Source organism: Methanoregula sp., assembly GCF_041645475.1.
Lineage (GTDB): Archaea > Halobacteriota > Methanomicrobia > Methanomicrobiales > Methanospirillaceae > Methanoregula.
In genome coordinates this window covers 276,776-302,437 of sequence record NZ_JBAZQA010000002.1, presented here as the reverse complement: position 1 = coordinate 302,437, position 25,662 = coordinate 276,776, and the positions used below count along the sequence as shown (strand labels likewise).

The 25,662-nt window shown below is 54.4% G+C and carries 13 protein-coding genes; 3 read left to right on the top strand and 10 right to left on the bottom strand.

All coding sequences use genetic code 11. The annotated features are described in order from the left end of the window. Positions 1–109 precede the first annotated feature (109 nt). The 8 genes from WC598_RS03335 to WC598_RS03300 all read right to left on the bottom strand — a co-directional run bounded on the left by WC598_RS03335 (position 110) and on the right by WC598_RS03300 (position 10,401). Positions 110–3,754, bottom strand: coding sequence for a DUF3344 domain-containing protein (locus WC598_RS03335; RefSeq protein WP_372960049.1), 3,645 nt, complete (start codon positions 3,752–3,754; stop codon positions 110–112). Between the two features lie 6 nt (positions 3,755–3,760). Next, positions 3,761–4,840: an ABC transporter substrate-binding protein gene (locus WC598_RS03330; RefSeq protein WP_372960048.1), complete on the bottom strand. Its 1,080-nt coding sequence runs from the start codon at positions 4,838–4,840 to the stop codon at positions 3,761–3,763. Positions 4,841–4,934: 94 nt separating this feature from the next. Further along, positions 4,935–6,149, bottom strand: coding sequence for an ABC transporter permease (locus tag WC598_RS03325; RefSeq protein ID WP_372960047.1), 1,215 nt, complete (start codon positions 6,147–6,149; stop codon positions 4,935–4,937). Continuing rightward, positions 6,143–6,814 (bottom strand): ABC transporter ATP-binding protein, encoded by a 672-nt coding sequence (locus WC598_RS03320; protein WP_372960046.1) that lies wholly within the window; start codon positions 6,812–6,814, stop codon positions 6,143–6,145. Before WC598_RS03320 ends, WC598_RS03325 begins: the two co-directional genes overlap by 7 nt. Positions 6,815–6,823: 9 nt before the next feature. After that, complete coding sequence (locus tag WC598_RS03315) at positions 6,824–7,768, bottom strand: DUF3344 domain-containing protein (RefSeq protein ID WP_372960045.1); 945 nt, start codon at positions 7,766–7,768, stop codon at positions 6,824–6,826. 13 nt (positions 7,769–7,781) lie between these two features. Continuing rightward, positions 7,782–9,581 carry a DUF3344 domain-containing protein gene (locus WC598_RS03310; protein WP_372960044.1) on the bottom strand — a complete coding sequence of 600 codons (1,800 nt, stop codon included), beginning with the start codon at positions 9,579–9,581 and terminating at the stop codon, positions 7,782–7,784. A gap of 203 nt (positions 9,582–9,784) precedes the next feature. Then, the gene (locus tag WC598_RS03305; protein WP_372960043.1) at positions 9,785–10,174 is read right to left on the bottom strand and encodes a type II toxin-antitoxin system VapC family toxin; all 390 of its coding nucleotides are present in this window, start codon (positions 10,172–10,174) and stop codon (positions 9,785–9,787) included. Beyond that, positions 10,174–10,401, bottom strand: a complete 228-nt coding sequence (locus tag WC598_RS03300) for an antitoxin VapB family protein (RefSeq protein WP_372960042.1) — start codon at positions 10,399–10,401, stop codon at positions 10,174–10,176. Before WC598_RS03300 ends, WC598_RS03305 begins: the two co-directional genes overlap by 1 nt. Before the next feature lie 595 nt (positions 10,402–10,996). Between WC598_RS03300 and WC598_RS03295 the strand changes: the two genes are divergently transcribed. The 3 genes from WC598_RS03295 to WC598_RS03285 all read left to right on the top strand — a co-directional run bounded on the left by WC598_RS03295 (position 10,997) and on the right by WC598_RS03285 (position 23,487). Then, positions 10,997–11,986 carry a DUF3344 domain-containing protein gene (locus tag WC598_RS03295; protein WP_372960041.1) on the top strand — a complete coding sequence of 330 codons (990 nt, stop codon included), beginning with the start codon at positions 10,997–10,999 and terminating at the stop codon, positions 11,984–11,986. Positions 11,987–12,266: 280 nt separating this feature from the next. Beyond that, positions 12,267–19,724, top strand: a complete 7,458-nt coding sequence (locus tag WC598_RS03290) for a DUF2341 domain-containing protein (RefSeq protein ID WP_372960040.1) — start codon at positions 12,267–12,269, stop codon at positions 19,722–19,724. Positions 19,725–20,271: 547 nt separating this feature from the next. Continuing rightward, positions 20,272–23,487: a DUF3344 domain-containing protein gene (locus WC598_RS03285; protein WP_372960039.1), complete on the top strand. Its 3,216-nt coding sequence runs from the start codon at positions 20,272–20,274 to the stop codon at positions 23,485–23,487. A 180-nt stretch (positions 23,488–23,667) separates the two neighbouring features. On the opposite strand, the gene WC598_RS03280 is transcribed toward WC598_RS03285, so the two are convergent. Together WC598_RS03280 and WC598_RS03275 are read right to left on the bottom strand one after the other, a co-directional pair. Beyond that, positions 23,668–24,435, bottom strand: a complete 768-nt coding sequence (locus tag WC598_RS03280) for an ABC transporter ATP-binding protein (protein WP_372960038.1) — start codon at positions 24,433–24,435, stop codon at positions 23,668–23,670. A gap of 10 nt (positions 24,436–24,445) precedes the next feature. Then, a complete protein-coding gene (locus WC598_RS03275; protein WP_372960037.1) occupies positions 24,446–25,618 on the bottom strand; it encodes a FecCD family ABC transporter permease in 1,173 nt (390 codons plus the stop codon). Positions 25,619–25,662 lie beyond the last annotated feature (44 nt).

Genomic DNA, 25,662 nt, shown 5'->3' with positions numbered 1-25,662 from the left:
TAACCGACATGAGTGGTAACATCCACCCACACAACTGCTATTGTTCCTCGCAAACGACCAGGTGACGCGGGTATCCGGATATAAAAAAAGTGACTTGTGTTTTTCGCAATCACAGTGTGCCATATTTTACCCCTTTTTTCTTAAGGGTGAGATTTACTTCCCTGCAGTTGAAAGGCTCTACGGAAACATCCTGTGCAATGGCCTGAGTCTTGTTCTGGACTACTTTGATCGTATAATGTCCTGCCTCCATGTACTGGAACGTGAACGGGGTTTTCTCACCGGTATCCTTGTTGTTGATGTAAATTTTTCCGCCCTCGGGAATACTCGTAATCTTCAGCATCCCGTAGAGATATTCTTCAAGGATAAACCGGCGGACAAGATCTTCATTGTTCATCCACACGGTACTGGACAGAGGAACATATCCGGGTTTGGTGACATAGACTACATGGTGACCTTCCGACAGGTTCCGGATCAGGTACGGCGTTGAATAACCGGTAGAATAACCGTCAACATAGATACCTGCACCGGAGGGCTCGGATGCTACAGAGAGATCATGGTAGGTAGAGGTTATCGATCGAAGTTCCTGGGTTTGCTCAATCGAATTATAAATAGTGAGGGGAACGGAAAGGTACGCATCATCCTTTTTTATCGTGACAAAATTTTCCGATGAATATTGCAGGTTTAACGTTACGGGAATTTTATATTTCGTCCGCATGCCGTTGAGGGTAAATTCCCGCCCGGAAAATTCATCCGAAGTGACCGATATGTTAAGGAGATACGGGTTTTCATTCACCGAGAAAGATATTGGCGTAATAGTCCCGTCATCGGTGTAAACCTCCTTGGATTCTACGGGAAAAGCAACTTTTGCTTTACTGGATCCTTTCATTACCTTGACCACATGTTTTCCGTCATTGAGACCGTACACGATAGCCGGGGTAACAAAGCTGGTCTTTTTCCCGTCAATGTAAATATCAGCGTTCTCAGGGTTCGATGTGACATAAACCCCGCCATAATATTCCTGGTCAAGGAGGTTCTCGGACCCGTTACTTACCTTCATCTTCTCAAATACTGAAGACCCGCTCACATCAAGGGAGAATTTCAGGGTTTCGTTATTGGTGATGAATACTTTCTGTTCTGCGGTTTTGAATTCCTCTAAGTCTATAGAAAATGTGTGATTGCCGCCGGCAAGAGGTTCGATGGTGGCCGGAGTCGTCTTTCCGCTGTAACGGTAATCAACAGAGATGAGTCCTCCGGGCGGGTTTGAGAGAACCCTGACGGCATAGGTCTTTTTCGAAGGATCGATGTTCACTTCAATCGGGCCGGATTCTGCCGGTTCAGTTGTGGTCTCGTTTGCTATAACCGGAGTTGAGATAATATCTTTTTTCTCCCGTTTTACCTGGGAGAATGATGACGGTGAATCCCCTGTACCTTCCGGGCTGACATTACGGATATACAGGATTATATTGCGGTTTTCCATGTAATCCCCTTTGTTTGAGGCAGTAAGGCTCTCAATTGTTGCTGTATTACCCTCGGGAAGAACCACGCCGGATACATCGAGCCGGGCCAGGCTTATGGCCGACGATCCTCCGGTCAACGAATTGGTCCATGCCTGGTCATTGAAGGTGACCCGGTTCTCGTCACCGGCACTGCCCGAGGACGCGGTACTTATCGCGATCAGTGACCCGTGCACGGAATCCAGGGAGCCATTCCGGCCTGAAAACACCATGCGGGTCGTTGCATTCGCTGCATCGGCAGAGATCTCCGGGTGGATATAGATCATATCCGATCCCTCACCAATCCAGTACTCCGTGGGCGGGGCGGCGGGATCTTCATACACGATCACCATTACAACACCGTAAACGGCAAACGTGTCCTTGTTCTGGCCGGTGTTCACAACGGCAATCTGGGAAGTGCCGCTCTGGAGGGTTGCAGGATCGAGCGAATAGCAATGGGTTTCGGCCGGGTAATCATACGTGCCAAATCCTTTCCGATCGAGATAACCGATATCCCGGATCAAAGGGTTGTCATTATAATCCACCCTGAGCGATGCCGGCTTTCCTTTGAGCTCGGCGGTATTGTAACACCAGGTCGTGTACACATACAGCCGGGCATCCTTTACGGTGGCATTTTTCGGGAGATTCACATTAACGGGATAAATCTTACGCGAATTTTTTTCCAGCAGACCGGAATAGGCACTGGAATCTGCAATGGTAAGACCCCCGGTAATGGTTTCATGCCGGTACAGGGTCAGGGCAGTGCCGCTGTACCCGCTGGAAACCGAGGTGTTACTGATAAGTGCCGTTGAATTTGAAAAACCGGGAATAAGTGTCTCCTCAACCACTCCCGGATTCACCGCTCCCACCGTGACCGGGATCTCCCGGTTTTCAAACCCGTCTTTTACCAGGGCTACGGTATGGTTGCCAGCCGGGGTATTTTCAAGCGTGGTATCTGTCCGGACGGACTGGTTTACTCCGTCAAGATAAACCCATGCCCCTTTTGGTTCCGAAGTGATCTTTATCGATCCGTTAATCGGTGGGATCCGGAAGTGCACGCTGGATACGTCATTACGTTTGACAACAACCGTGGCTTCTTCGGGTTTCCGGTAACTCACGTTTCCGGACAGCTCGACCTCAACTGAATGTTCCCCGGTGCTGATACCGGTGATGGTTGCATTGGTCACCCGGTCGGATTCTTCTCCGTCAAGAGTGATTTTTGCCCCCGGCGGATTGGATGTCACTTCAAGGGTGCCGGCATCCCGCTCCGGGATACGGACCGTGAGGAGAGATAAGGGAATTTTGTAATAGGTCCCGGACTCTTCGTACTTGAGGGTGCTGTCATCGCCAAGGATGATCTGATCCCGGACATCCCATGTATTTGATCCAAAGTATGCACCGGCAGGTGTTTCAGTCGATAAATCTTCTCCATTGAACGAATATTTCCCGTCAACGCTTGCCATGTAAAGCGTGGATAAGGTAGCCTCCAGATTATCCTCCTCTTCTTCGTTCTCTGTAATGATCGTGGATGTGCCAAACGTAGTCTCGCCATAATACCCGTCATCATCTTCAGAGTTGAGGGGGTCATGTCCCTGGTTGACCCAGTAGTACACGAGATCCTGGTCATCGTCATTGTAAGCAACGACAAGCGCAATGAATTTTATGCGGCCATCGAAGGAAGAGCTGCCGGTTTTTTCCGTTTTTACTTTTACGGCAACAGGTTTGCCAGACAGTTTATCCCCGACATCGTACCACATAAGGTAATCGCTGGTAACCCGGTTGCAATGGTCGTTCACCCGGACCGGCCCGGATCCCCCGGTTCCCGGATACTTGTAGGGCACGTTGAGTTCTTCATCCCCGAGCGGTGTTTCAAAATCTCCATCCCCTTCCCGGTCGAGAGAGACATGGGCGATACCCGGGTAATTGTTCTGCTTGTGACCGGCATAGACGCCAACATAGACCCTGGCCCAGTCTATCGTTGTGTGTTTCGGGACAACAAAATATTTCTCGGCTGATGTGGCGAAGCCCGGGTAGGCATCGAACCAGAGGCCACCGGATACGACCCCCTTCTTCTCGGTCATGAGCGGTATACCCCCTTCATACGTATTGGCGTGGACCACCGGAACCAGCACGAGCAATCCCACAACAAGCAACAATAAACCTGCTGCCGGAGGTATGGCATGCAGGGACCGGTGATGACGTCCCAAAACCGGAGTTGGCCCGGAGGATCGATCCATGGCGGAATGTGATGTGCGTGTCATGGTGTATCATCCGACAATTTGCGGATACATGCACTGCGTGGTATTTGTTCCGGGTGCAAAATCCCCTGCATAATCATCGAGCATCTTTTCCGGCCGGATATCGCTGAATTGTTCCGGATGAAGGATTTTTGCGAGATACATCGCCCCGATGATGGCCCTGGGACCATAAACGATATCGTTCGAGATGATGTACACGCGGCCGTTTTTTACTGCACTGGTATTCCCGATGCCCGACCGGTTCCGGATTTTCGATTGCAGTCCTTTGAAATCCTGATCCGTCCGGGATGAGGCTATTGTCTTGATGATTATGTCGGGATCTTCGGCAACCAGCCACTCGGCATTCACTTTCGGCGACGAGACGGGCAGCAGTGCGGCAATGTTCCTTCCCCCGGCCATAGTTACGAGCGTATCCGCCCCCGACCCGCCGGTCAGGGTGGAATAGTCGGAATAGGATTCGAAATATACACGGGGCATCTCCGCTTCCGGCAGCCCAACCGTGCGGGACTGGAGGAGGGATTCATATTTTTCAAGGAAGGTTATGTATTTCGCTGCCTCTTTATCCCTGCCGGTAATCTTGCCGAGTTTTTTTGTATCAGCAGCCATCGTATCGATCTTGTAGGCATCGACCGGAAGTATTGAGATACCGCTGGCAGTTATCTTGTCGATGTTCCTGGGCAGGTAACTCGAATAACAGATAACAACATCCGGGTGGAGGGATAAGATCTTCTCGATATCCGGGGTCTGCCAGGACCCGATGCTCGGCACATCGGTAAACTGCATGCCGAGAACCGGGTGGTTCTTCACCGTATCGGAAACGCCGACAATCCGGTCTTTGGCACCGATCGCGATAAGAAGTTCAGCAGAATTCGCGTTCGTTACAATGATCCGCTCCACGGGAATTGTATAGTTCGGGCCGGTGGTGACAGAAGAAACCGGCGTAGCACCTTTTTGTGTTTGCGATGCTGCCGGCAGTTTTGAAGTGGGCGACGACGGGGAGGTTGTGCAGCCGGATACTGCCACGGCTGCAAGGACCAGGCAAAGGACAATAAGTATCGCAAGTATCCGGGGGGGTTTGCAGGAATTCATTTGAAGGATCATTTTTCGTTCATCTCGTGGTCTGTGGTTTTTTCTGGATCTGCCATAATCCGGTTCATACCTTCGAAGTATTTTTTTCATAGTATCACGTGTGGTGGATTGCCTCGACCGGGTCGAGAGCGGCAGCCTTCATCGCGGGATACAATCCCGACAAGAGCGAGAGGATAACCGCAACAAGGAACCCCATGACAAGGATCCCCGGGGTTACGATCGAGAGATCGTACCGGGCAAACCCGGAGAAGAGATCTCCCATCTGAGTCATAAGGTACGATTTCCCAAGCGTGTTGAGACAGAAAGAGAACGCAAGCCCGAGGAAATCGCCGAGCAGCCCGCCGATGATCCCGATATAGAAACACTCCATTAAGATGAGCGTCATAACATCGCTCCGGGAAGCCCCTACGGCCATGCTCACACCAATCTCGCGGGTCCGCTCATATACGGACATGACCATGGTGTTGACGATCATGAGTGCCCCGATAACGAGTGAGATGGCCGCAAAGAGGGAGAGGAAGAGGATGACGAGGTCCATGAACCGGTTCACGGACTCGATCTGCTGGAATGCGCCGGTTGCCGTAAGCCCGAGCAACTGGATCTCGCCAACTACGGAAAAGACATGTTCGGGATCATCGACCCGGACGTAGATCGAATTGTACGAGGTATCCTCACCCGACATTTCTTTTACGGCATCGAGATCCATGATCACCATGTTATCGAGCGAGTCACCCCGTTCCCTGAGAACCCCGCTCGCGCGTAACGCCAGTTTGCGATCCATCGGTGCACCGTTCTGGTCATAGTCGCGGATAACGACCGTGAACAGGTCTCCCGACCGGATGCCCTCGTATTTCCGGAGTTTTTCCGCTACATCGTAGCCAAGAACAACCTGGTTGGAACCAGGATCCGGGAATGCTCCCGATGAGAACGATGGCTTGAAAAGGGCCTGGAAATCTTCCCCGCGTATACCCGTTACCCCGAGATATGTCTGCCGGAGCGTGGAGAACGAGGCCCGGTACACCGGGCCTGCCGATTCTGCATGTGGTATGGCCCGTATGAGCGCCACTTTGGATTCCGTGATGGGAATGACGGTCCCATCCTTTACGGTGCCGGTGACTTCGATGAGCGAGAGATCCGACTGTTGTTTTACGGTCTCGATGGCCTGGTAGCGGATTCCTTCTCCGAGTGAAATGATGCCGACAACTGCCGCGATGCCGATGGCAATCCCGATCGCTGTCAGGAGGATGCGCATCCGTTTTTTCTGGAGCTGCCGGGCGGAGAGCCGGGCGTAATCAAGGAGTTTTACCATGTATCGATCACCTGCCCGTCCTTAAGCTGGAACGAACGGTCTGAAAATGCCCCAAAATCCCGCTCGTGGGTGACAATGAAAAATGTTGTTTTGCTCTCTTCGCGGATGGATCGGAGCAGCCGGAAAATATCCTCGCTTGTCTTCTGGTCAAGGTTCCCGGTCGGCTCGTCAGCAAATACGATCGGGGGATTGTTGATGAGGGCGCGGGCAATGGATACCCGCTGCTGTTCGCCCCCGCTCAGCTCCGAGGGGTGATGGGTCCGCCGGTCATACAGCCCAACGCGCCGGAGCAGTTCCCCTGCAGCCCGGGCCCGGGTCTGAGGATCGCGGTAATTGAAAAGGAGAGGATACTCGACATTTTCCTGGGCCGTGAGGTAGGGCAGGAGATTGAACTGCTGGAAGATGAACCCGATTTTGGATCTGCGGATATTGACAAGCTGGGCCGGATCATTATAATCTACTGTTATTCCGTCAATTTTAATCTGGCCGGAGTCCGGCCGGTCAAGACACCCGAGAATGTTGAGGAGCGTGCTTTTTCCCGAACCGCTCCGCCCGATCAGGGTTACGAATTCGCCATTGTCCACATGGAAACTCGCGTTGGTAAGTGCAGGGACAGTTCCCTTGTAGGTTTTGGTGAGTTGGTCTGCTTCAATAATTCCCGGCATGGTATCTCCTCAATTATAGTCTACTTTCAGTATCGCGTTTGTCAGGAGGAGATAATCCCCCCGGTCCTGGACCGCCGCAAAATTGGATTTGCCAACAAGGTACGGTGTTACGTCGCGGGTCTCGATCCCGATCTGCTGCTGCTGGTCGGAGTCAAAAACATCCACCCATTCCTTTCCCCGCGCTTCTGGAAAGACAAGGTTGAGGACAGTTGTGATGAACTGGGGAAGCGTATCGCTTTTTTTACTGTTTACTGAAAGGGTATTTTTCTGGATGATATCCGAACGGGTATACCCGCCCGAAGGCGCCACCAGCTCAAGTGTTGCTTTCGAGAGCCGGGAAATGTCGATGTTTTCCCTGAAATCCATACGGCTTGTCGCCATTTCCGGGGTTATGCCATAACTGCTGTAGAGCATGTCGCATCCCTCCCGGACCTCGATGAAACCCGGGGGGGACGAGGGGCTTTCATATACGGCAAGGACACCGGCTCCCTGGACAACAAACGTGCTGTTGCCCTCGCCGGTATTTTCTATCTCAAACGTTACCGTGTTTTTCCCGGGCGACAGGTTCCCGCAGGTGAATGCGTCCATGCCGGAATAGAAATCGCTTGCGCTCGAAAACCCCTTGTTGTCAACGTACCGCACGAACGGCGCTGCACTGCGGTCGGATCCCGGACAGCGGGTTGCCGTTATAGCGGGATGGACGGCCTGCTGGTCTTTCCGGCTCCAGGCCCAGTAGAGATAATACCGCTGGTAGCGGACGGTTGCATCATTTGGAAGATCTACCTCAAACGAGACCGGGTAATGCTCGCCCGGGTGGAGCGTTCCGCTGTACGTGCTGTTCCCGACAGAGAAGATACACCCGCCATTCTCCTCTCCCGCATACACGGTAGTGAGCGGTTTATCACCGGCATACGTTGCCACTACGGGGGCCATGAGGACCAGGGCCATAACCATGGACACTGCGATCCTATTTCGGGAAATCATAGCGGCCCTGCACAAGATTATTCGACCGGGACGGATCTTTTACGAGGCCGGCTTCATCGGCTACGACTTTGAGGTCATGAGTGCCCGGTGCGGTAAAAATGGGAATGTTAATCGAAACTGACGAATGTGCTTTTATTCCATCGCTGACCTGCTTGTCGGCTATTTTTTCGCCGTCAAGATATACCGATACCACGAAGGACGGGGCATCGCTCCCCCCGTTGTTGGCAATCTGGACCGGCAGGGAATACTCCTGGATATCCGAAACTGCCTCAGCCGGAGCAACCAGGCCGATCGTGGCCGCAAAGATTGCAAGAGTGAGAGTAAATACCACAAGTGCTGATCCCGGGCCCCGGCGCCGGAGGAATGCGAGGACACCGATCCCGAGAACAACCGGGATGAGGGTGAGCGGCGCTTTTGTGGTACCGGTGCCGGGTGCGGCGTCCTTATGGGCCGGTGCTCCCACAGAAACGGAAAGATCCGGCGGAGTGCCGATCGTGACCTGGTTGTTTGCAGCATTGTTACCGGACCGGGAATCCCCCGGGGCCGACACTTGAGCGGATAGTGCATACGATCCCGTCACCGCATCCCAGGGTACGCTGACAAGGGTTATCCCGCTCGGGTGCAGGACGGTTTTCGTGGTGTTGATAGCCCGGCCATCCACGAAGAAGGTAACCGGCACGGGATCTTTTGGCTGGACACCGTAGCTTCGCACTTCCGCAGTCAGCGTGGCCACGTCGCCGTTGTACGCGTTGCTGGCACTCAGGCTTTCAATGGCGAGATCGGTTGCCGGGGAGTTGCCACTCTTTTTTATGGAGAGGATTGCAAGCACGGGGTGGATATAATCCTCGCCCTCAGGAGAATCTCCCGTAGTGGTAATGGTCCCGTCACCATCCAGGTCGATTCCCCGTATGAATCGGACGGTATTTGTGGTTTGTACGGAGGGAGAGACACGGAACGTTTCTGCATCCACGTACCGCGATTCGGTGCCGCTTCCCCCGTCCGCGTTGAATGAAATTTCGTCCCCGATATCGGTGACATTGAAACCTTTGACCGGCCGGACAGGTGTTCCCAAGTAGCGGTTGTTGAACTGCACGTAATCCGGCTGTCCTTTCCCGCCGGCAAGCAGGAGGAGGGTAAGGTTTGCCCGGGTTATGCCCTGAACGTCAGCACCAAAAAACGTCACGTTCGTTTCATCGTGCTTTGTGGGATTGGTCCCGGCCCATCCTTCGCCATGAAGATTTTCGTTGCCTTCCGCGATCCAGTACTGGGTTGACCCTCCGGCCGGATCTTCAACAACGGCCACGACAACGATGCCGTAGACCCTCCCGTCCAGCTTGTTGCCGGGATCGTTCTTGCTGGTCGCAACCGTGATCACGTTGTTTCCCTTCTTCAGGACTCCGGTCGTGTCGTACCCGATCCAGTAGATACCGTGACCGGATTCGTACACCTCCCGGTTCCGGTCCCGGTCGCCGTTTAATACATACTTTGCTTTCCGGAGGTTGTTGATGGTGAGCTCCGTCCAGCCGGTATATTTTTCGGTTCCTCCCCAGACACCGGTATAAACCCGTGCATACGTGGGGGCGGCCGGGAGCTCGAACTGGAGCTCGCACGGGGGGTTGTTGAGGCCGTATTTTCCGAACGTGAGAACATCCCCGTTCACGGCACCCTGCGCATGGACCGTGAGGGGGATCCCCTCGAAATCATACTGGGCTGCCACGGGGACGATGAGGATTGCGGCGAGTATAATGGTGATGACGAGCGTACTGAAAATGCGAAAATTCATAATTGTTACCCGTTTTGTATTACGTATTATAAAATTAATAATACCAATTCGGATAAACTTTTTTATTTGAGTACAGATAATCTGAAAAATTTTTAATCAGTATTACAGCAATATCCATATACGTTGTACAAATGAGGGATAACAGGAACCAGATCTGCGCAGTAACCGGACGGGGTGGGAACTAACCGGAACCGGCTGAAAAATTAATACCCGGTGACGGTGAGGCCCGGGATCTTTTTAAAATGGGCGTCCCGGGTGATAATTTCTCCATCATGACAAAGCGCTATTGCGGCAATCACTTCATCGAAATCCCCGACCGGGGTACCGGCAAGGTACAGACCCGCCGCAATCCTGCCGAAAACTTCGTACACGGTTTCGTCAAGCGGCAGAAGAGTGAATAATTCCAGGATGGTCCTGACCTTGAGGGGATTGTCCGGATTTTTTGAAACATATGCACCTTTGTATAACTCCATAGCGGTAACTGCGCTTGTGGAGAGTGCAATCCCCTGTTGTTCAAATCCGGCATATGACCGGAGTGCGCCAGGATCTCTTCTCATCAGGTCGACAAGGAACGAGGTATCGGCAACCGGCATCAGAACGTGACCTCGTGCATCCGGCCCTTCCGCATTTCGCGGGATACCGTTTCTACATTATCCGCAAGCTCCGAGCAGTCCCCCAGCTCGGTAAGGACATCAGAGAGTTTCCGTTTCACCGGATAATAGTGCACGATCACATCGGAGAAACTCGTCTTTTCGTCTTTTTTTAATGCCTTGAGCCGCTCGTACGCCTCCTCGGTTATGCTGATGGTTTTTGTGGACATGATCAGCTCTGTGTATGTATGTGTATTTAATGATACTCTGAAAGATGAAACCGGGTATGAAGCCCTTACCCGGATTTACCCCCACAAATGGCATTCCGGACCCTTACAGGCTCCTGATTTCCCGACTCGCTTTCCGGACCGAACGGGAAAAGCCCGTAAAAGGCCCGGATTGGATCTGGCCTGAAAAACTCTGATATACGGCCCCCGATTGCCAGAATACGAGCGGAAACGATGTCATAGAATGCCCCACAATGCAGTTCCGGCTGGGGGTGAGACATGCCACCATGTTTTGCCCACAAGGGGATTAAAAGGCTGCCGGAATGCGGATAGCGGGATCTTTTTTTTGACAACAGATTCAGATTTTCAGATAGTTCGGGAAAGGGTAAGTTTTCGGAAATACGGGTGATGGAGAGAGGTCTTTCCTGAAAAGACGGTGACATCTCTCCTCTCCATTTCTTTATTCCACCCCTGTTTAGTAGCACAAAAAAAATATTTGTATAAATTCGTGTTAAGAATGTTAAAAAAAGTGTTAAATAGCTCGTGAGCTGATTCCATTTCGTCCGCAACCTTGTTTTGCGGATACGAGGAACTCTCAATGAAAAAAACAAGCAATGAAAGCAGACTTGGCAGGTTCTCCTACCTGCTCAATGGCGGAGCGAAACCGCGCAGGAACCATGTGCTGATGATCGCGCTGGTGCTCGTGGCGATGCTGTCGTTCGCTGGCGTGGTGTCGGCGGATAACTACTGGAAAGGCGCGGCGCCGAGCCAGGCAATTACCGGTACCGTTACCGGTGATGTAGATGCAAAGTTTGCCAACACCTGGAAGACCGACAACCCGATCAACAACGACAACACGACTGCAACATTCTCGGGACTGACAACTTCCGATGTCCAGTTCGCGCGACTGTACATTGTGCCGTACACCGCAAGTATGACTGAAAACTGGCAGGGAACCCTGAGCGTCACCCTCACCCCGAGCGGGGGTACCCCGGTAGTTCTTGCCAACAAACAGCCGCTGGATCTGGCATACGTCAACTCGACCGGCATGGCTCCGAACACGTCTGTATCATCACCCCTGGTGAAGCTCAACCGGGTCACAAGCGACTATGTAGCAGTCTTCGATGTGACGAACTATATTACCGCTTCGACTGTGACGCTGGACATCAGCACGACTAACGTCTCCGGCCGGTTCGATGGCCGCATAAAGGAAGCCAAACTTGTGTACGGCTGGAACCAGGCAGGCGGTTCGCAGACAAAGTACTGGATTAACGAAGGCCAGGACCCGAGCACCAAGGATGATCCAAGTTACGTGGGGGTAACCAATTTCAATGGAATACCGGACCTCGACTACATCACCAGTGCCACCCTCTATACCGATGACATTGCATCGGCCAATGGGGTTTACACGTGGAACTCGGCATCCGTGACGCCGAGCACGATCGGATCCAACAGCTATGCCCGGCTCAACCAGTTTACTCCTATTGATCCTGCTGACATCGACACTGATAACGACTTTACCTATGACCGGGCCGGGACCAACAGCTGGTATAAGCTGGCAGTTGCCATCCTGAAAGTCAAGTATTAATCCTCACCTTTTTTTTTCGGGGCCTTCTGGCATCCGGCAGTTCACGAACAGATGGGCTTCCCTCCGGAGATGCGATTCCGGCACTACCCGTTCCGGGAGCGCGGGATCATGCGGACAGGATATTGACCGGGACGGGATCTGCCCGGGTTATGGGCGCCCACTCTGTTAAACCCGTGGTACAGATTGTGTTTTACACCAGGTTGTTCTAATTTAGTGTTACCAAAATTCAAAAAGTCTTACTTTATATATGAATAAATGTTAAATTCTCACCCGGAATATTATGAATTTTTCCTCAAATGATACCCAGCTCCTGCGGGAGACCCCTCCCGCCCCGTATCTGAACACCTCCCGGCTCATGATGCTGGCCCTCATCGGGGTCATGCTCCTCTGCGCATCCGCATCGGCCGCAGACTGGTCTCCGTCCGATTTCACCGGCCACACACGGGCGAACATCCACGGGGCCGCCACCACCCTTACGGACTACCCGGTGAAATTCGTACTCTATAACGCGACCGGCACGGATTCCTCGGAGAATATCCACCTGCCGGGCATTGCCCAGCCCACATTCAATGATGTCCGGTTCGCCCTCGGTGACGGCACTTCTCTGACCTACTGGATGGAGACCCCGGTGGGCACGGACAACGCCACCTTCTGGGTGAAGATGCCGTCAATCCCGGCAGGGTACGCGAACACGGTCCCCATCGACATTTATTATGGGAACGCCACCATCGGGAGTGCAGCGAATGGCGATGCAACCTTTGCCCTGTTCGATGATTTCAATGGATCCTCCTTGGACACGACCAAGTGGTCACGGGTCTCCGGTACGGGTACTTATACGGTCAGCAATTCGCAGTTAGCTCTTAAGGGAAGAAATGGTATCCAGTCCAATACATATTTCCGCAACAATGCATCGCTGCGATTTTATGGGAATCTGTATGGACATAACCAAGCTGCAGGTTTCCAAAGCGAATCCAATAGTGGAAATTATACAGTAGTTAGTGTCATATCTTCTCATGCGATAACGTTAAAGACATACGTCAATGGGGTTACGCAATATTTCGATGAGACATCCAAAACCAGTTCAATCGGATCTTTACCCGATCAGTATCTGACCACGGAACTGCTTTGGAATTCAACACAAACCACGTTGACGGTTGGAACGAATCCTCCGAGTACCGGAAGTATGAATTTTACCCAAGCAACATTGCCCGCTTACTTGTATTCCTCAACCTCTTCAGGAAGAACCGGCTACTACGACTGGGTGTTCGTGCGCCAGCTTGCCGATACCGAACCGGCCGTGAACGAACCGGCAGACGTGCCAACGACGATAGACCTCACCGTTTCTGCCATCCCGACATCGTCATCGTCCCCGGCCCCGGACCTGTTCGCCCACTACCCCGCGAACTCTATCAGTGCCACGGTTAAGAACCAAGGGACAGGCGGTATCGGATCATTCAATGTTTCCTTCAATGTTGACGGGAACGTGACCCGTGTCAGGGTCACGGAGCTGGGAGCCGGGAACAGTATCGTTGTCAGTGTAACGGACAGCGTTGACAGGACTGTCGGCGCATCCGTCCCGGTCACGGTGACCGCCGATGCTGAAAGTGCCGTTGCCGAGAGCAATGAGGGCAACAATGCATACTCGTACACAGCATCGGTTATCCGGAACGGATACACCGGTCACCGGTGGAGTGACGACCCGGATATCACGACAAACAGGACCTACGCTATCCATGGGGATACAATCTATTCCCTGGGAAACAGCGTGTATGGATCGGATACGACAACCTGGACCGCAGCCAACCTGCCGATCCCGGCCGGTGCGACCGTAAAAGATGTCCGGCTCTATGTACCGTATACCTGGGACCATACCGGCAACATGCTGGGAACAACCACCATGACCTTCAACGGGGTTACAGTACCTCATGAGGTTCACTATCGCGAACAGAAAGGCTGGGGATCGTACTCGGACTATGCCTACGGCGTGTTCATCTTCAATGTGACCAGCCAGTTCAATGCCAACGGGAACAGTGCCGCATTCACACATGCATATGCACCGGTCCGGGGAATGAACCTCGTGGTCACCTACGAAGATGCGAACGCGACCGAGAAGCAGATCTTCATCAGCGAAGGCTTCGACATGCTCTTTGCATCATCCAATTACTATACAACCGAAGAGACCGCGACAGCATATGCCCCGTTCACCGGTGCATCGATCGATATGAGCCGTGTGAAAGCTGCACAGGTTATCACATCAGTTACTGCCGGGAGTGCCAAAGGCATAATGCTGTTCAACGGGACGTCATGGCCGCAGTACTGGACTACCGGAGCCGGCGAGGTGAAGGTGAATACAACCGATGTCACGCCATACCTCACCGCGGATAACAACATGGTCCTGATGCGGAGCGCGAATGAAGGCTGGGGTATGGAACCATACCTCGCAATCCTGAACGTTGAGTATCAGGGTACGGCTGTATCAGTACCGGTTGCCGCATTCTCCGGCACACCGACATCCGGAACAGCGCCGTTTACAGCAATTTTCACGGATACGTCTACCAACTCCCCGACAAGCTGGCTGTGGGATTTCAGCGACAGCAGTTCCGTTAACGCAACAGTCCAGAACCCGGTCCACACCTACGCATCGGCTGGAACCTACACGGTCAGTCTGACGGCAACGAATACGGCTGGCAGCAACTCGCTCGTGAAATCCGGGTATATCACGGTAAGTGCCGGGTCCGGCGGATCCACCGATCCAATCCCAACCTTCACCGCGACTCCCACGAGCGGCACCTTCCCGCTTATTGTCCAGTTCACGGACCAGACGGCCGGCAGCATAACCGCATGGTCGTGGGACTTCGGCGATTACAGCACACCCTCGACCCTGCAGAGCCCGGCACATACCTACACGAATGCCGGCACGTATAACGTGACCCTGACCGCTACGGGAACGGGCGGAACCAACACCACGATCCAGACGAATTTCGTTACTGTCAGCCCGGTCACCGGTACAACCCTGCCGCTCACGAACGCGAAGAACGGTACGGTATCCGGTGACCTGTACGTGGGTGCGTTCCAGCCGGTCGCATTCGCCAGCCAGCCCGGGGCAAACACGGTCACATCGCGGAATCTTGACCAGCAGTTCGCCCTCCCGGCGTATACGAACATCCAGTGGGCACACGTCTACGTCAATGTCTACTCCGGTTCCGGATCCCAGAACATGCCCGCCCGGACAACCACTTCGCTTGACGGCAACGGCGACGGCACGTACGAGACCGTCCTTGGCGTGGAGAACATGAGCATGAGCACCTACTCCAAGGATGGCAGGGTCTACTGGCTCAACGATCACACCAACCGGGTCTACTCGGATTACGAGACCGAGTACGATGTCACGAGCCTCATCACCTCCCGGAACCCGGCCGTCCATGTCAGAATCGAGAAGACCGGGACCCAGTTTGACGGGCGGCTCAAGGCAGTCACGCTCGTTGTTGCTTATAACGATGGCGACGCAGACCAGGTAAAATACTGGGTCAATCACGGCGGGGACTGGATCAATTCCGGAAGTTCGTCGACAACCTTCGGAACCGCCGGTATTCCTTCAGGATTTACCGATGCAACCCTGCATAATGTGGCGCTGTCGAGCAAAGACGGTTCATATACCTTTAACGGAGTGACCCAGCCAAATGCAGACCCGGTCAGCCCGATCAACTACTTCGAGAACCACACCTGGTCGGTGACCAGTGCTGTCAACCCTGCAACCGATAATGTATTCCAGTATACCCTCGGATCAGACTCATTCAAGACAACGCTCGCTACGCTTGCGGTGAAATACCCGGGAGCCACAGCACCGGTTGCCTCGTTCACGTCAGCCTCAACCGCCGGTACCGCACCGTTCACGGTTGTCTTCACCGACACTTCGACCAATTCGCCGACCAGTTGGCTCTGGGACTTTGGGGACAGCGATGCAACCAACGCTACGGTGCAGAACCCGGTCCACACCTACGCATCGGCTGGAACCTATACAGTAGACCTGACAGCAACGAACGCTGCCGGCAGCAATAGCCAGAAGAGCACGAATTTCATCACCGTGAATACCGGGTCAGTTGCTCCGGTCGCCGCGTTCAACACTACAGTCACGAACGGCATTGCTCCGGTCTCTGCAACCTTCAACGACACCTCGGCCAACTCCCCCACCTCATGGAAATGGGAATTCCGGCTTGCCGACAACGGTGCCTGGACACAGTTCTCGACCGAACAGAACACGAGTTATCGTTTCGCAGCCGCAGGAACCTACGATATCCGGCTCACGGCAACCAACGCGGCCGGGAGCAACACCCTGACTAAAACCCACGTACTTGCCGCAGGAACGGCGCACGATTACCTGGCCACCGTTTCCAGCGGAACAGTCAGCGGAGATCTTTATGTGAAATCCGTGAGTCCATGGACGACATCGAATACTACGATATTCACCCTGCCGGCACGATCGGTGAACAACATTACCTGGGCACGGCTGTACGTTACCACCTATTCGGGCAATGCAAACAGCAGTTACGGCGCTACTTCCGTTGTCACTCTTGACGGGACCGTTCTTGGTACCGAGACCCTGAACGTTGCCTCCCAGACAAACGGTACCGCTTACCCGGTCAACGACCATGTCATGAAAGTCTACTCGGACTACGAAGCGGTCTATGATGTGAAAGATCGGATCAGCTCAGCGAGCCCGGTTGTCACGGTCACCGATACCGCCATTGCCGGCTATCTGTTTGACGGCAGGATCAAGGGGATCACCCTTGTGGTCGCTTACAACGATGGCGACAGCGATGTCGTGAAATATGTCGTGAATCACGGCAATGACTGGATGGGCCCGGCCGGAACCAGCAGTTCTACCACCTTTGATACCAGTTCAATCGCCAGCGGGTGGACAAGTGCCAATCTGAAAAACGTTGCATTCTCCAGCTCGGATGCCACCTATAAATTCCCGGATTCATCGAGCAGCATCACGAAAACCTCTCTCGGATCGAGTTCGTACTGGAAATACAACTCGTTCGATGTCACGAACAATCTGATCGCAGGATCATCCAGTAATTTAGGATTCACCGCGGTTGGTTCCTCATTCAAAACAACGCTCGCTGCCCTCACGGTGAAATACCCGACCGCCCCATCCGCACCAATTGCCGGATTCTCCGGAACGCCAGCCTCAGGTACCGCACCATTAACGGTCACTTTCACCGACACCTCAACCAACTCGCCGACAAGCTGGATCTGGGACTTCGGGGACAATGATTCCACCAACGCTACGGTGCAGAACCCGGTCCACGCTTACGCATCGGCAGGAACATACACCGTCAACCTCACGGCTACCAATGCCGGTGGCAGCAACTCGCTCGAGAAGTCCGGTTTCATCACCGTAAGTGCAGCCCCTGTGCCCCCGACGCTCACCAGCATAACCCCGTCGAGCGGGACCAATGCCGGAACGGTCACTATCAGCGACCTGAAAGGAGCCAACTTTGCTTCCGGGGCTATCGTGGACCTGGTCAGGGAGGGACAGCCCATTATCAATGCAACCAATGTCGTGGTCCAGTCCCCGACAAGGATCACCTGCACGTTCAACCTGACCGGTGCAGCACCGGGCCTCTGGGAAGTTGACGTGACCAATCCCGGGTCGTTCACGGAGGGAAAAAGCCTCTTCACGGTAACAGCTGCTACCGGGGCACCGGTTGCAGCGTTCTCTGCCAGTTCAACATCCGGGGCCGCTCCGCTCACGGTACCCTTTACCGATGCTTCAACCAACTCGCCGGCATCCTGGACATGGGACTTCGGCGACAATGATTCCACCAACGCTACGGTACAGAACCCGGTTCACACATATGCAGCAGCAGGAACATACACCGTCAACCTTACGGCAACCAATGCCGGTGGCAGCAACTCGCTCGTGAAATTTGGGTACATTACCGTTACGAGTACTGTAACCGCACCGGTTGCGGCGTTCAGCGCCAACAAGACGGTCGGTGACAAACCGCTGGCCGTGAAATTTACCGATGCTTCAACCAACTCACCGGCATCCTGGACATGGGACTTCGGCGACAGTGGTTCATCCACCGAACAGAACCCGGTTCATACGTTTGCGAATAACGGGACATATACCGTGAAACTGACGGCAGCCAACACCGCCGGCAGCAACCAGGTTACCAGAACCGGATATATATCGGTGATTGCACCGGTCGTTGAGACCAACACCTTCACGATCCCCGGAGTCCAGACAACCACCGCTGGCAGCGTCCAGAACGTCTCGATCATTACCGGTGCAAATGTCACTCAAACCGGCAATGTCGTCAACATGACAAATGTCGGCAGCGGGTGGAACCACATGGAGATCACCCTGGATAATACTCCGGAAACTTCCGGCTCCGCCATCAACGGCACGGTTGAAACGGTCAGGGCCGTCACCGAGCCGGTCACGGCACCCATTCCGGTCGTGGGCAACCCGACGGTCCAGATCGCGCTCAACATGAGCGGGATGCCCGGTACCACTGCGACAATCACCCAGACCATAACAAAAGACCCGGACGCAACCGCCCAGACCTCGTTCAGTCTCTTCGCCAGCTCGGCAGGCAAGCAGATCGATGAGATCGCCTACACCTTAAACGTCCAGAAGACCAACCTGGCAAACGCCGGCGATGGAGGTATCATCCAGTCCGCCACCCTGACCATGACCGTAAGCAAGACCTGGGTAGATGCCCATGGCGGCACCAGTGCTCTTGCAATCCTCCGCCACCCGGAGAGCGGTGCCGACCAGATCCTGATACCCACGATATCCGGCCCCGACGCATCCGGCAATTATATCTTAATCATCATCTCGCCCAACGGGCTCTCGACCTTCTCGGTTGCATCCGTATCAGCAGTCTCGTCCGGCTCTTCTTCTGCCGGCAGCAGCGTGCTGGACGGCGGCTCCGATGGCCCGACCGTTGTGATAAAGGCCGCCGGCAGGGCTTCATCCTCTGCCGTCACCTCATCCGGTGCCCTGGCCGGCCAGACCACCACGTTCACGGTCTCCCAGCCGGTCTCAGCCAGCGCCCCGGCCGGCATCCGCTCCGTCAGCATCGTGCCATCGAAGACGCTCGGCTCGACAGACCTGATCGTCGAGGACTACCCCCTCGGCAACCTGGCATCTACGCTCGGCAGACCGGTCGCAGGCGTCGAGAAGATCGTACCGGTCGGCGTCAGCCCGTCTGCCATCGACCACGCTACCATCTCGTTTGCGGTCAGCAGCTCGTGGCTCACGGCCAACAAGATCGCTCCGGCGGATGTCGTGCTCGTCCACAATACCAACGGACAGTGGATCGATCTCCCGACTACCTTCGAATCCCAGTCCGGCGACTCGTACTATTATACCGCCACAACCCCCGGCTTCTCGCTCTTTGCAATCTCGGTCAAGAGTACGCCGGCCGCATCCGTCACCGCTGCCGCTACCATCGTCCCGACAACGGCTGCACCAATGGCTGAAAGTACTTCCGGATTACAGGCCGCCGCAGTCACCACAAAAGCAACGATCGCTAAACCCGTCGCAGCCCAGACAACCATCGCACCTCCGGCTCCGGTCCCCGAACCCTCTGCCGGGTTCCCCATCCCCACGCTCATTGTCGCAGTTGCCGGAATCGTTGTCCTTATCATGGCCGTTGTCATCGGCAAACGCTGGTGGGTCAGACGACAGAACCCCGCACTCTTCAAAGAGTATAAGTAAAACCCTTTTTTTTATAAGCGTACCCTGCATCCTGAACCGGGTATGTGACACCGGGATGTCAGAGTATCCCGCTCAACGCCGGGCCCGAACCGGCCCCCGGTTCTCCTTTTCCGGTACGGGTGCATCCAGGAAACGATGGTATTATGCCCGTGTTGAATTCCATCCAAAACAAACGTCAGTTCGGGCACCATCGGTTAAAATCACCCTGGAAACGAGGCCCTGAAATGCCCCGCAAGGCAACAGCAGCAGCGACCGGCCCCATATGTAATTCGGAGGATCTTACAAACGACTGCGAGAAGGCGGATAACAGATCTTTTTTCGGCCATGCTCGATTGGGTAGAGCAAGACAATCCAGCGGGCGCTGCAGTGATGTCACGGTAACAATTTTTTACAATATTATTTCAAAACATTTTAATTGTTCATACAATTATTACTTAAGTAGCGATTGAATGCTATGAATTTTAAAATTTGTTATAACAGGTCCGGCATTGTACACGGAGTAAACGGTAAAAAAACCCGGCATAAATCCAGGTTTTTTGCTATTGCTGTGCTTCTTATCTGGATCATGGTGTGCAGTGCGTTGCTGGTTTTTCCCGCAACTGCTGCTGCCAATGCGGACCTTACTGTATCCGCAGGTCCGACCTCCGCCTCATCACCGGCCCCGAACCTGTTCGCCCACTACACCGCCAACAGCATCAGCGCCACGGTTAAGAACCAGGGTGGACAGAGTGCCGGTTCCTTCACTATTACCTTCAATGTCGACGGGAACGTAACCCGGGTAAATGTTGCAGCACTTGCAGCCGGTGCCAGCACGGTTGTCAGTACCTCTGATACCGTGGACCGGCCAGTCGGGACATCCGTACCGGTCACGGTAGCTGCCGATGCTGAAAATGTCATTGCCGAGACGAACGAAGCCAATAACCAGTATTCATACCGTGCAGGCGTTATCCGCAACGGGTATGCCGGTATGCGTTGGGGAGATGGACCGGATATCACGACAACGAAAACTACTGCCATTCATGGCGATATCATATACTCCCTCGGGAACAGCGCCTACGGGTCAGGTACCGCCACCTGGACGGCAGGTGACCTGCCGATACCGGCCGGGGCGACCGTGAAGGATGCCCGGCTCTATATCACCTACTGCTGGGATAACGGGAATGCGATGCCGGGTGCGGCAGTCACCACCTTCAACGGGGTTTTGAAATCCTACGACGCCTTCTACTCCGACAAGAAGAACTGGGGGGGATATGCGTATCCATTCGGCGTGATCATCTACGATGTAACCGGCCAGTTCAATGCGGCCGGCAACTCTGTGTCGGCCAGCGGAATTCCCCCTATCCGGGGAATGGAACTGGTGGTAATCTATGAAGACCCGACCGCAACCGAAAAACTGATCTTCGTCAATGAAGGTTTCGATCTCCTGTTTGCTTCCCCCACGTACTATACAACGGAAGAGACCGCAACAGCGTACGCTCCATTCACCGGGCCTGCGATCAACCTGGGCAGCGTCAACAAGGCGGTGCTCACCACATTTATCAACAAGGGTTTGTCCGGAGATACCCGGGGCACGATGCTCTTCAATGGCCGTGAATATCCCAACTACTGGACCCTGGCCGGCCCGGAGATTGGCGTGAACACCACCGATGTCACGCCATACATGGTATCGACCGGCAACACGGCTGGATTCCGGAGCCTCATTGCTAATGACATGGACATGGAACCGCACCTCGCAATCCTCAAAGTCGAATACAAATCTGCATCAGCGGGGGAGCCCGTTGCATCCTTCTCATCGAACGTGACCCGGGGACAAAAACCCCTGGCAGTCGGGTTCACGGATCTCTCAGCGGGGTCACCGACAAGCTGGCTCTGGGACTTTGGCGATAACACAAATGCAACCGGGCAGAATCCAACCCACGTGTACACAAACTACGGCACTTACTCCGTTTCCCTCACCGCAACCAATGGCAAAGGAAGTAACACAATTACGAAAAATTCCTTTGTCACCGTCAGTAAGCCCATCCCGGTTGCATCGTTTGTGGTCAACAAAACTACCGGAGACGCACCGCTGAGCATTGAATGCACCGACACAACAACAGGAGAGCCGGAATCCTGGTCATGGGACTTTGGAGAGGGCCCGGTATCAACGATACAGAACCCGGTCCATACGTATTCTTCAGCAGGAACCTATTCGGTAAAACTCACGGCTGCAAACACTGCCGGTTCCACAACATACTCAACAACGGTCCTGGTCATTGCCCATACTATCGCGAATCAATCCTTTGCGGTAGCGAACCTGACCACTACCGAAACTGCCGCAGGCCAGAATGTCACGGTCGGTATAGTGAATACCACCGTATCCGGAAAAACGGTATCCATGGCCGGCATCGGCAATGGCTGGGACATCATGGATATTACCCTGACGGCCCTGCCGGAGAATAATGGAACCAGCCTCACCGGTTCGGTCGCATCAGTAATTGCCCGTGGAGCTCCGGTAACCGTCCCGATCGTAGATGTCGGGACACCGTCTGTCAACTATACCCTCAATCTCCGAAAAGTTCCGGACAGTTCGGCACAGATCACGATGACCATAACAAAAGATCCTGATGCTGCCGCACAAAGTGCATTCACGCTTGCGGCAACCGGTGCCGGCAAACAGATAGATGCAACCGCGTATTCCGTGAATTTTAACAAAACCAGCCTCGCCAACCACGATAGCGGGGGCTCTATCCTCAACGCCACCCTCTGCATGGCGGTCAGCTCGGCCTGGGTTACAGCCCACGGAGGCCGCGATCATATCGTGATTATGCGGAGAGCGGATGATGGCACGACACGGTTCCTCACAACGCAGTTCACGGGAATCGATGCCAGCGGGAATGAACTATTTACCGCCCTTTCTCCCGATGGGCTCTCCACGTTCATCCTGTCTTCGGTCTCAGCTACCTCATCGAGTGGAGGGAGTGGCGGAGACAGCGGGGGAAACAGCGGCGGCAGCCATATAAGCAGCAGTTCAAGCAAAGGAGGTAAAGTTTACGATTATGCGGCTCCTCCGGTCACCTCATATGCATGGATTCAGAAGACCACTGTTACAGAGAATGGAAAACTCGGATGCCAGCCCCTGACTGCCGAGATCGGGACGATGCCGGAGATCCAGGCCAGATGGACCGTGGATATCCCCAAGAAACCGGATGGCGGCGGCAGGATCACGACCAGCATCGTGCAGGCACTTCCTGACAAGACCCGGTCCCTGTACCGGTCAGCCCTCGCTTCCCGGGGGCTTGAGATCGGCGAGGTCGCATACTCCATGGTTGTCAATGAGGAGGGCATCACGGAGACAAAGGATGCGGTTATCGAGATGAGCGCACCGCAGGAATGGGTGAAGAAAAACGGCGGGATCACCCAGGTAAAGGTTCTCAGGATAGACGATGAAGCAAATGCTGAAATTCTTGATACAGCGTTCACACGGTACGACACGGACAGCAAATATATTGTCTTCAGAGCAAAATCCCCAAAGGGACTCTGTACCTTCACCCTGGTCACGGTAAAATCCGGTTCCGGCGTCATCCAGCAGGCCCAGTCTGGTGAACCGGGCACCCCGCAGGCAGCCCAGCCGGCTGCACCGGAACACTCAATCCTCCGGGACGTGCCGGCCGGTGTGCACAGCAATCTTGTGTGGATCATTGCAGGCATCGTGCTCATTATCATCGGGTCGGCAGCGGTTGTTCTGGTAAAAAAACGAAAGAGGCAGCAGGAGATCTGGTAGCGCCATCGGATCCATCATCTTTTTTGGTTCTGACAAACCAACAGACGCCGGAAACCCTCCTGGCTATTGTGAAATTACTGAGTGTAACGCTGGTGAGAAATTCACCATCACCCTGTGACGCATGCAGCTCTCTTCCCGGCACCGGCAGCCGGGAAACCCAGCAAACAAAAAAGGCATTGCTCAGGTTGCCCGCAGCGGAAGAAAAAACTTCCCGTACTCGTTCTCGATCACCACCGATTCGACCCCATATACGGTACGGATACAGTCCGGTGTCAGGACAGCCTCAGGTTTCCCGAAACCTGCCATACGGCCTTTACTGAGAACAAGAACCTCGTCCGCGTACCGGTATGCGAGGTTGAGGTCGTGAACGGCAATGATCATCGACGAACCCTGCTCCAGCGTGATGCGCCGCATCGTCTCCATCACCTCGATCTGGTACCGGATGTCGAGGGCACTTGTCGGCTCGTCGAACAGGAAGAGGGAGGGATTCTGGGCAAGGGCCCGGGCAATGAACACTTTCTGGCGTTCGCCGCCCGAGAGCTGGTCCATGTACTTCCCTGCCATATCCCCCATCTCAAGGGCATCGAGTGCACCCTGTACGCGGGAGAGTTCCTCTTCGGAGACCGACCATTTTATGTACCGCCGCCTTCCGAGAAGCACCGTCTCGAAAACCGTGGAGTAGAGGGTATACGTGAAATGCTGGGGAACATACCCGATTTTCATGGAAAGATCAATAGGATCGATCCTGCGGATGTCCGTCCCGTCAACCGCAATCGATCCTGACGTTGGTTCGTGGATTAAGGTTAAGCTCTTGATGAGCGTGGATTTGCCCGAACCGTTCGGGCCGACAAGGGCAAGGATCCTCCCGGGCCCAAGCGAGAACGAGATCTCCTCAAGCACCCGCTGATCTCCAAACTCCTTGTTCACATGTTCAACGTTGAGTTCCATGAGATCTCCATCAATACAGGCCCCGTCCCTGTCCCCTCAGGATCAGGAAGAGGAAGAAAATTCCCCCTACTATGTACATGATGATGCCCACCGGAATCTCGACCGGGCTCATGATAGTCCGGGCCACCGTATCGGAGATCAGGAGAATGGCTGCCCCGAGAAGGGCAGAGCAGGGGATCAGGTACCGGTGATCGGTACCGATGAACATCCGGCAGATGTGTGGTGCCATGAGACCGACAAAACCGATGATGCCGGTAAATGCCATGCAGCACGAAGCAGCGAATGTTGCTATCATCAGGCCGGTGAGCCGGAATTTTTTTACATCGATGCCGAGATTCTTTGCCACATCGTCCCCGGCCGCAAGGGCATTGAGGTCCCAGGCCATGCGTTCGAGCAGGAAAAAACAGATCAGGCACATCGGCAGCAGCAGGAGGACGGCAGTCCAGCTCGCACCCCACATCCCGCCCATAAGCCAGATCACGATATCCCGGAGACTGTCATTGTTGGTCACGTACTTGAGGGCCATGACCCCCGCCTGGAAGAGGTACCCTATGACCACGCCCGCCAGGATGAGAGTCGACTGGTTGGTTCCCCGGGAGCGGGAGATCCCGTACACGAGGAGCATGGAGAGCCAGCCAAAGACAAACGCCATGACCACGATGAAGATATCATCGCTCAACAGGAACCACGCCCCGAGGATCCCCGGGCCTATCACGATCGCGATAGCGGCACCAAACGAGGCAGCGGAGGAGAGGCCGAGGGTAAAAGGGCTGACGAGCGGGTTGCGCAGGAGTCCCTGCATCACTGCCCCGGCAACAGCGAGGCTTGCACCGGTGAGAATGGCGAGGAGGATCCGTGGCAGGCGGAAACCGGTGACAATGAGTTCTGCCTGGGGGTTGGCCGGGGCCGGGATGACAGCCAGGATGCCGGAAAACACGGATGCCCCGACCGGCAGGTTGCAAGAGAGGAAATCATTGAGGGCTGCTGCCGGCGGGTGGGCAATTGCCAGGATCGTATCCCCGGGCGGGATGGCAACCGTTCCTATACCGGCGGACAGGATTGCAGAGACGATCACGATGACGGTGAGGCCCGCAATCAGGGCAATGCGTCGTGCGCTGCCGGCATGGTACAGGAAATGTACGCTGGTCTTTTCCCGGATATCCGCAGATGAGTCAGTAGCCATGATATCTGTGTCGTTTTATTTTCTGGATGTGATCCTTGCGTAAA

Coding starts and splice junctions, on each gene's coding strand:
- WC598_RS03335 (WP_372960049.1), bottom strand. CDS start 3,754: ATGACACGCACATCACATTCCGCCATGGATCGATCCTCCGGGCCAACT.
- WC598_RS03330 (WP_372960048.1), bottom strand. CDS start 4,840: ATGAATTCCTGCAAACCCCCCCGGATACTTGCGATACTTATTGTCCTT.
- WC598_RS03325 (WP_372960047.1), bottom strand. CDS start 6,149: ATGGTAAAACTCCTTGATTACGCCCGGCTCTCCGCCCGGCAGCTCCAG.
- WC598_RS03320 (WP_372960046.1), bottom strand. CDS start 6,814: ATGCCGGGAATTATTGAAGCAGACCAACTCACCAAAACCTACAAGGGA.
- WC598_RS03315 (WP_372960045.1), bottom strand. CDS start 7,768: ATGGTTATGGCCCTGGTCCTCATGGCCCCCGTAGTGGCAACGTATGCC.
- WC598_RS03310 (WP_372960044.1), bottom strand. CDS start 9,581: ATGAATTTTCGCATTTTCAGTACGCTCGTCATCACCATTATACTCGCC.
- WC598_RS03305 (WP_372960043.1), bottom strand. CDS start 10,174: ATGCCGGTTGCCGATACCTCGTTCCTTGTCGACCTGATGAGAAGAGAT.
- WC598_RS03300 (WP_372960042.1), bottom strand. CDS start 10,401: ATGTCCACAAAAACCATCAGCATAACCGAGGAGGCGTACGAGCGGCTC.
- WC598_RS03295 (WP_372960041.1), top strand. CDS start 10,997: ATGAAAAAAACAAGCAATGAAAGCAGACTTGGCAGGTTCTCCTACCTG.
- WC598_RS03290 (WP_372960040.1), top strand. CDS start 12,267: ATGAATTTTTCCTCAAATGATACCCAGCTCCTGCGGGAGACCCCTCCC.
- WC598_RS03280 (WP_372960038.1), bottom strand. CDS start 24,435: ATGGAACTCAACGTTGAACATGTGAACAAGGAGTTTGGAGATCAGCGG.
- WC598_RS03275 (WP_372960037.1), bottom strand. CDS start 25,618: ATGGCTACTGACTCATCTGCGGATATCCGGGAAAAGACCAGCGTACAT.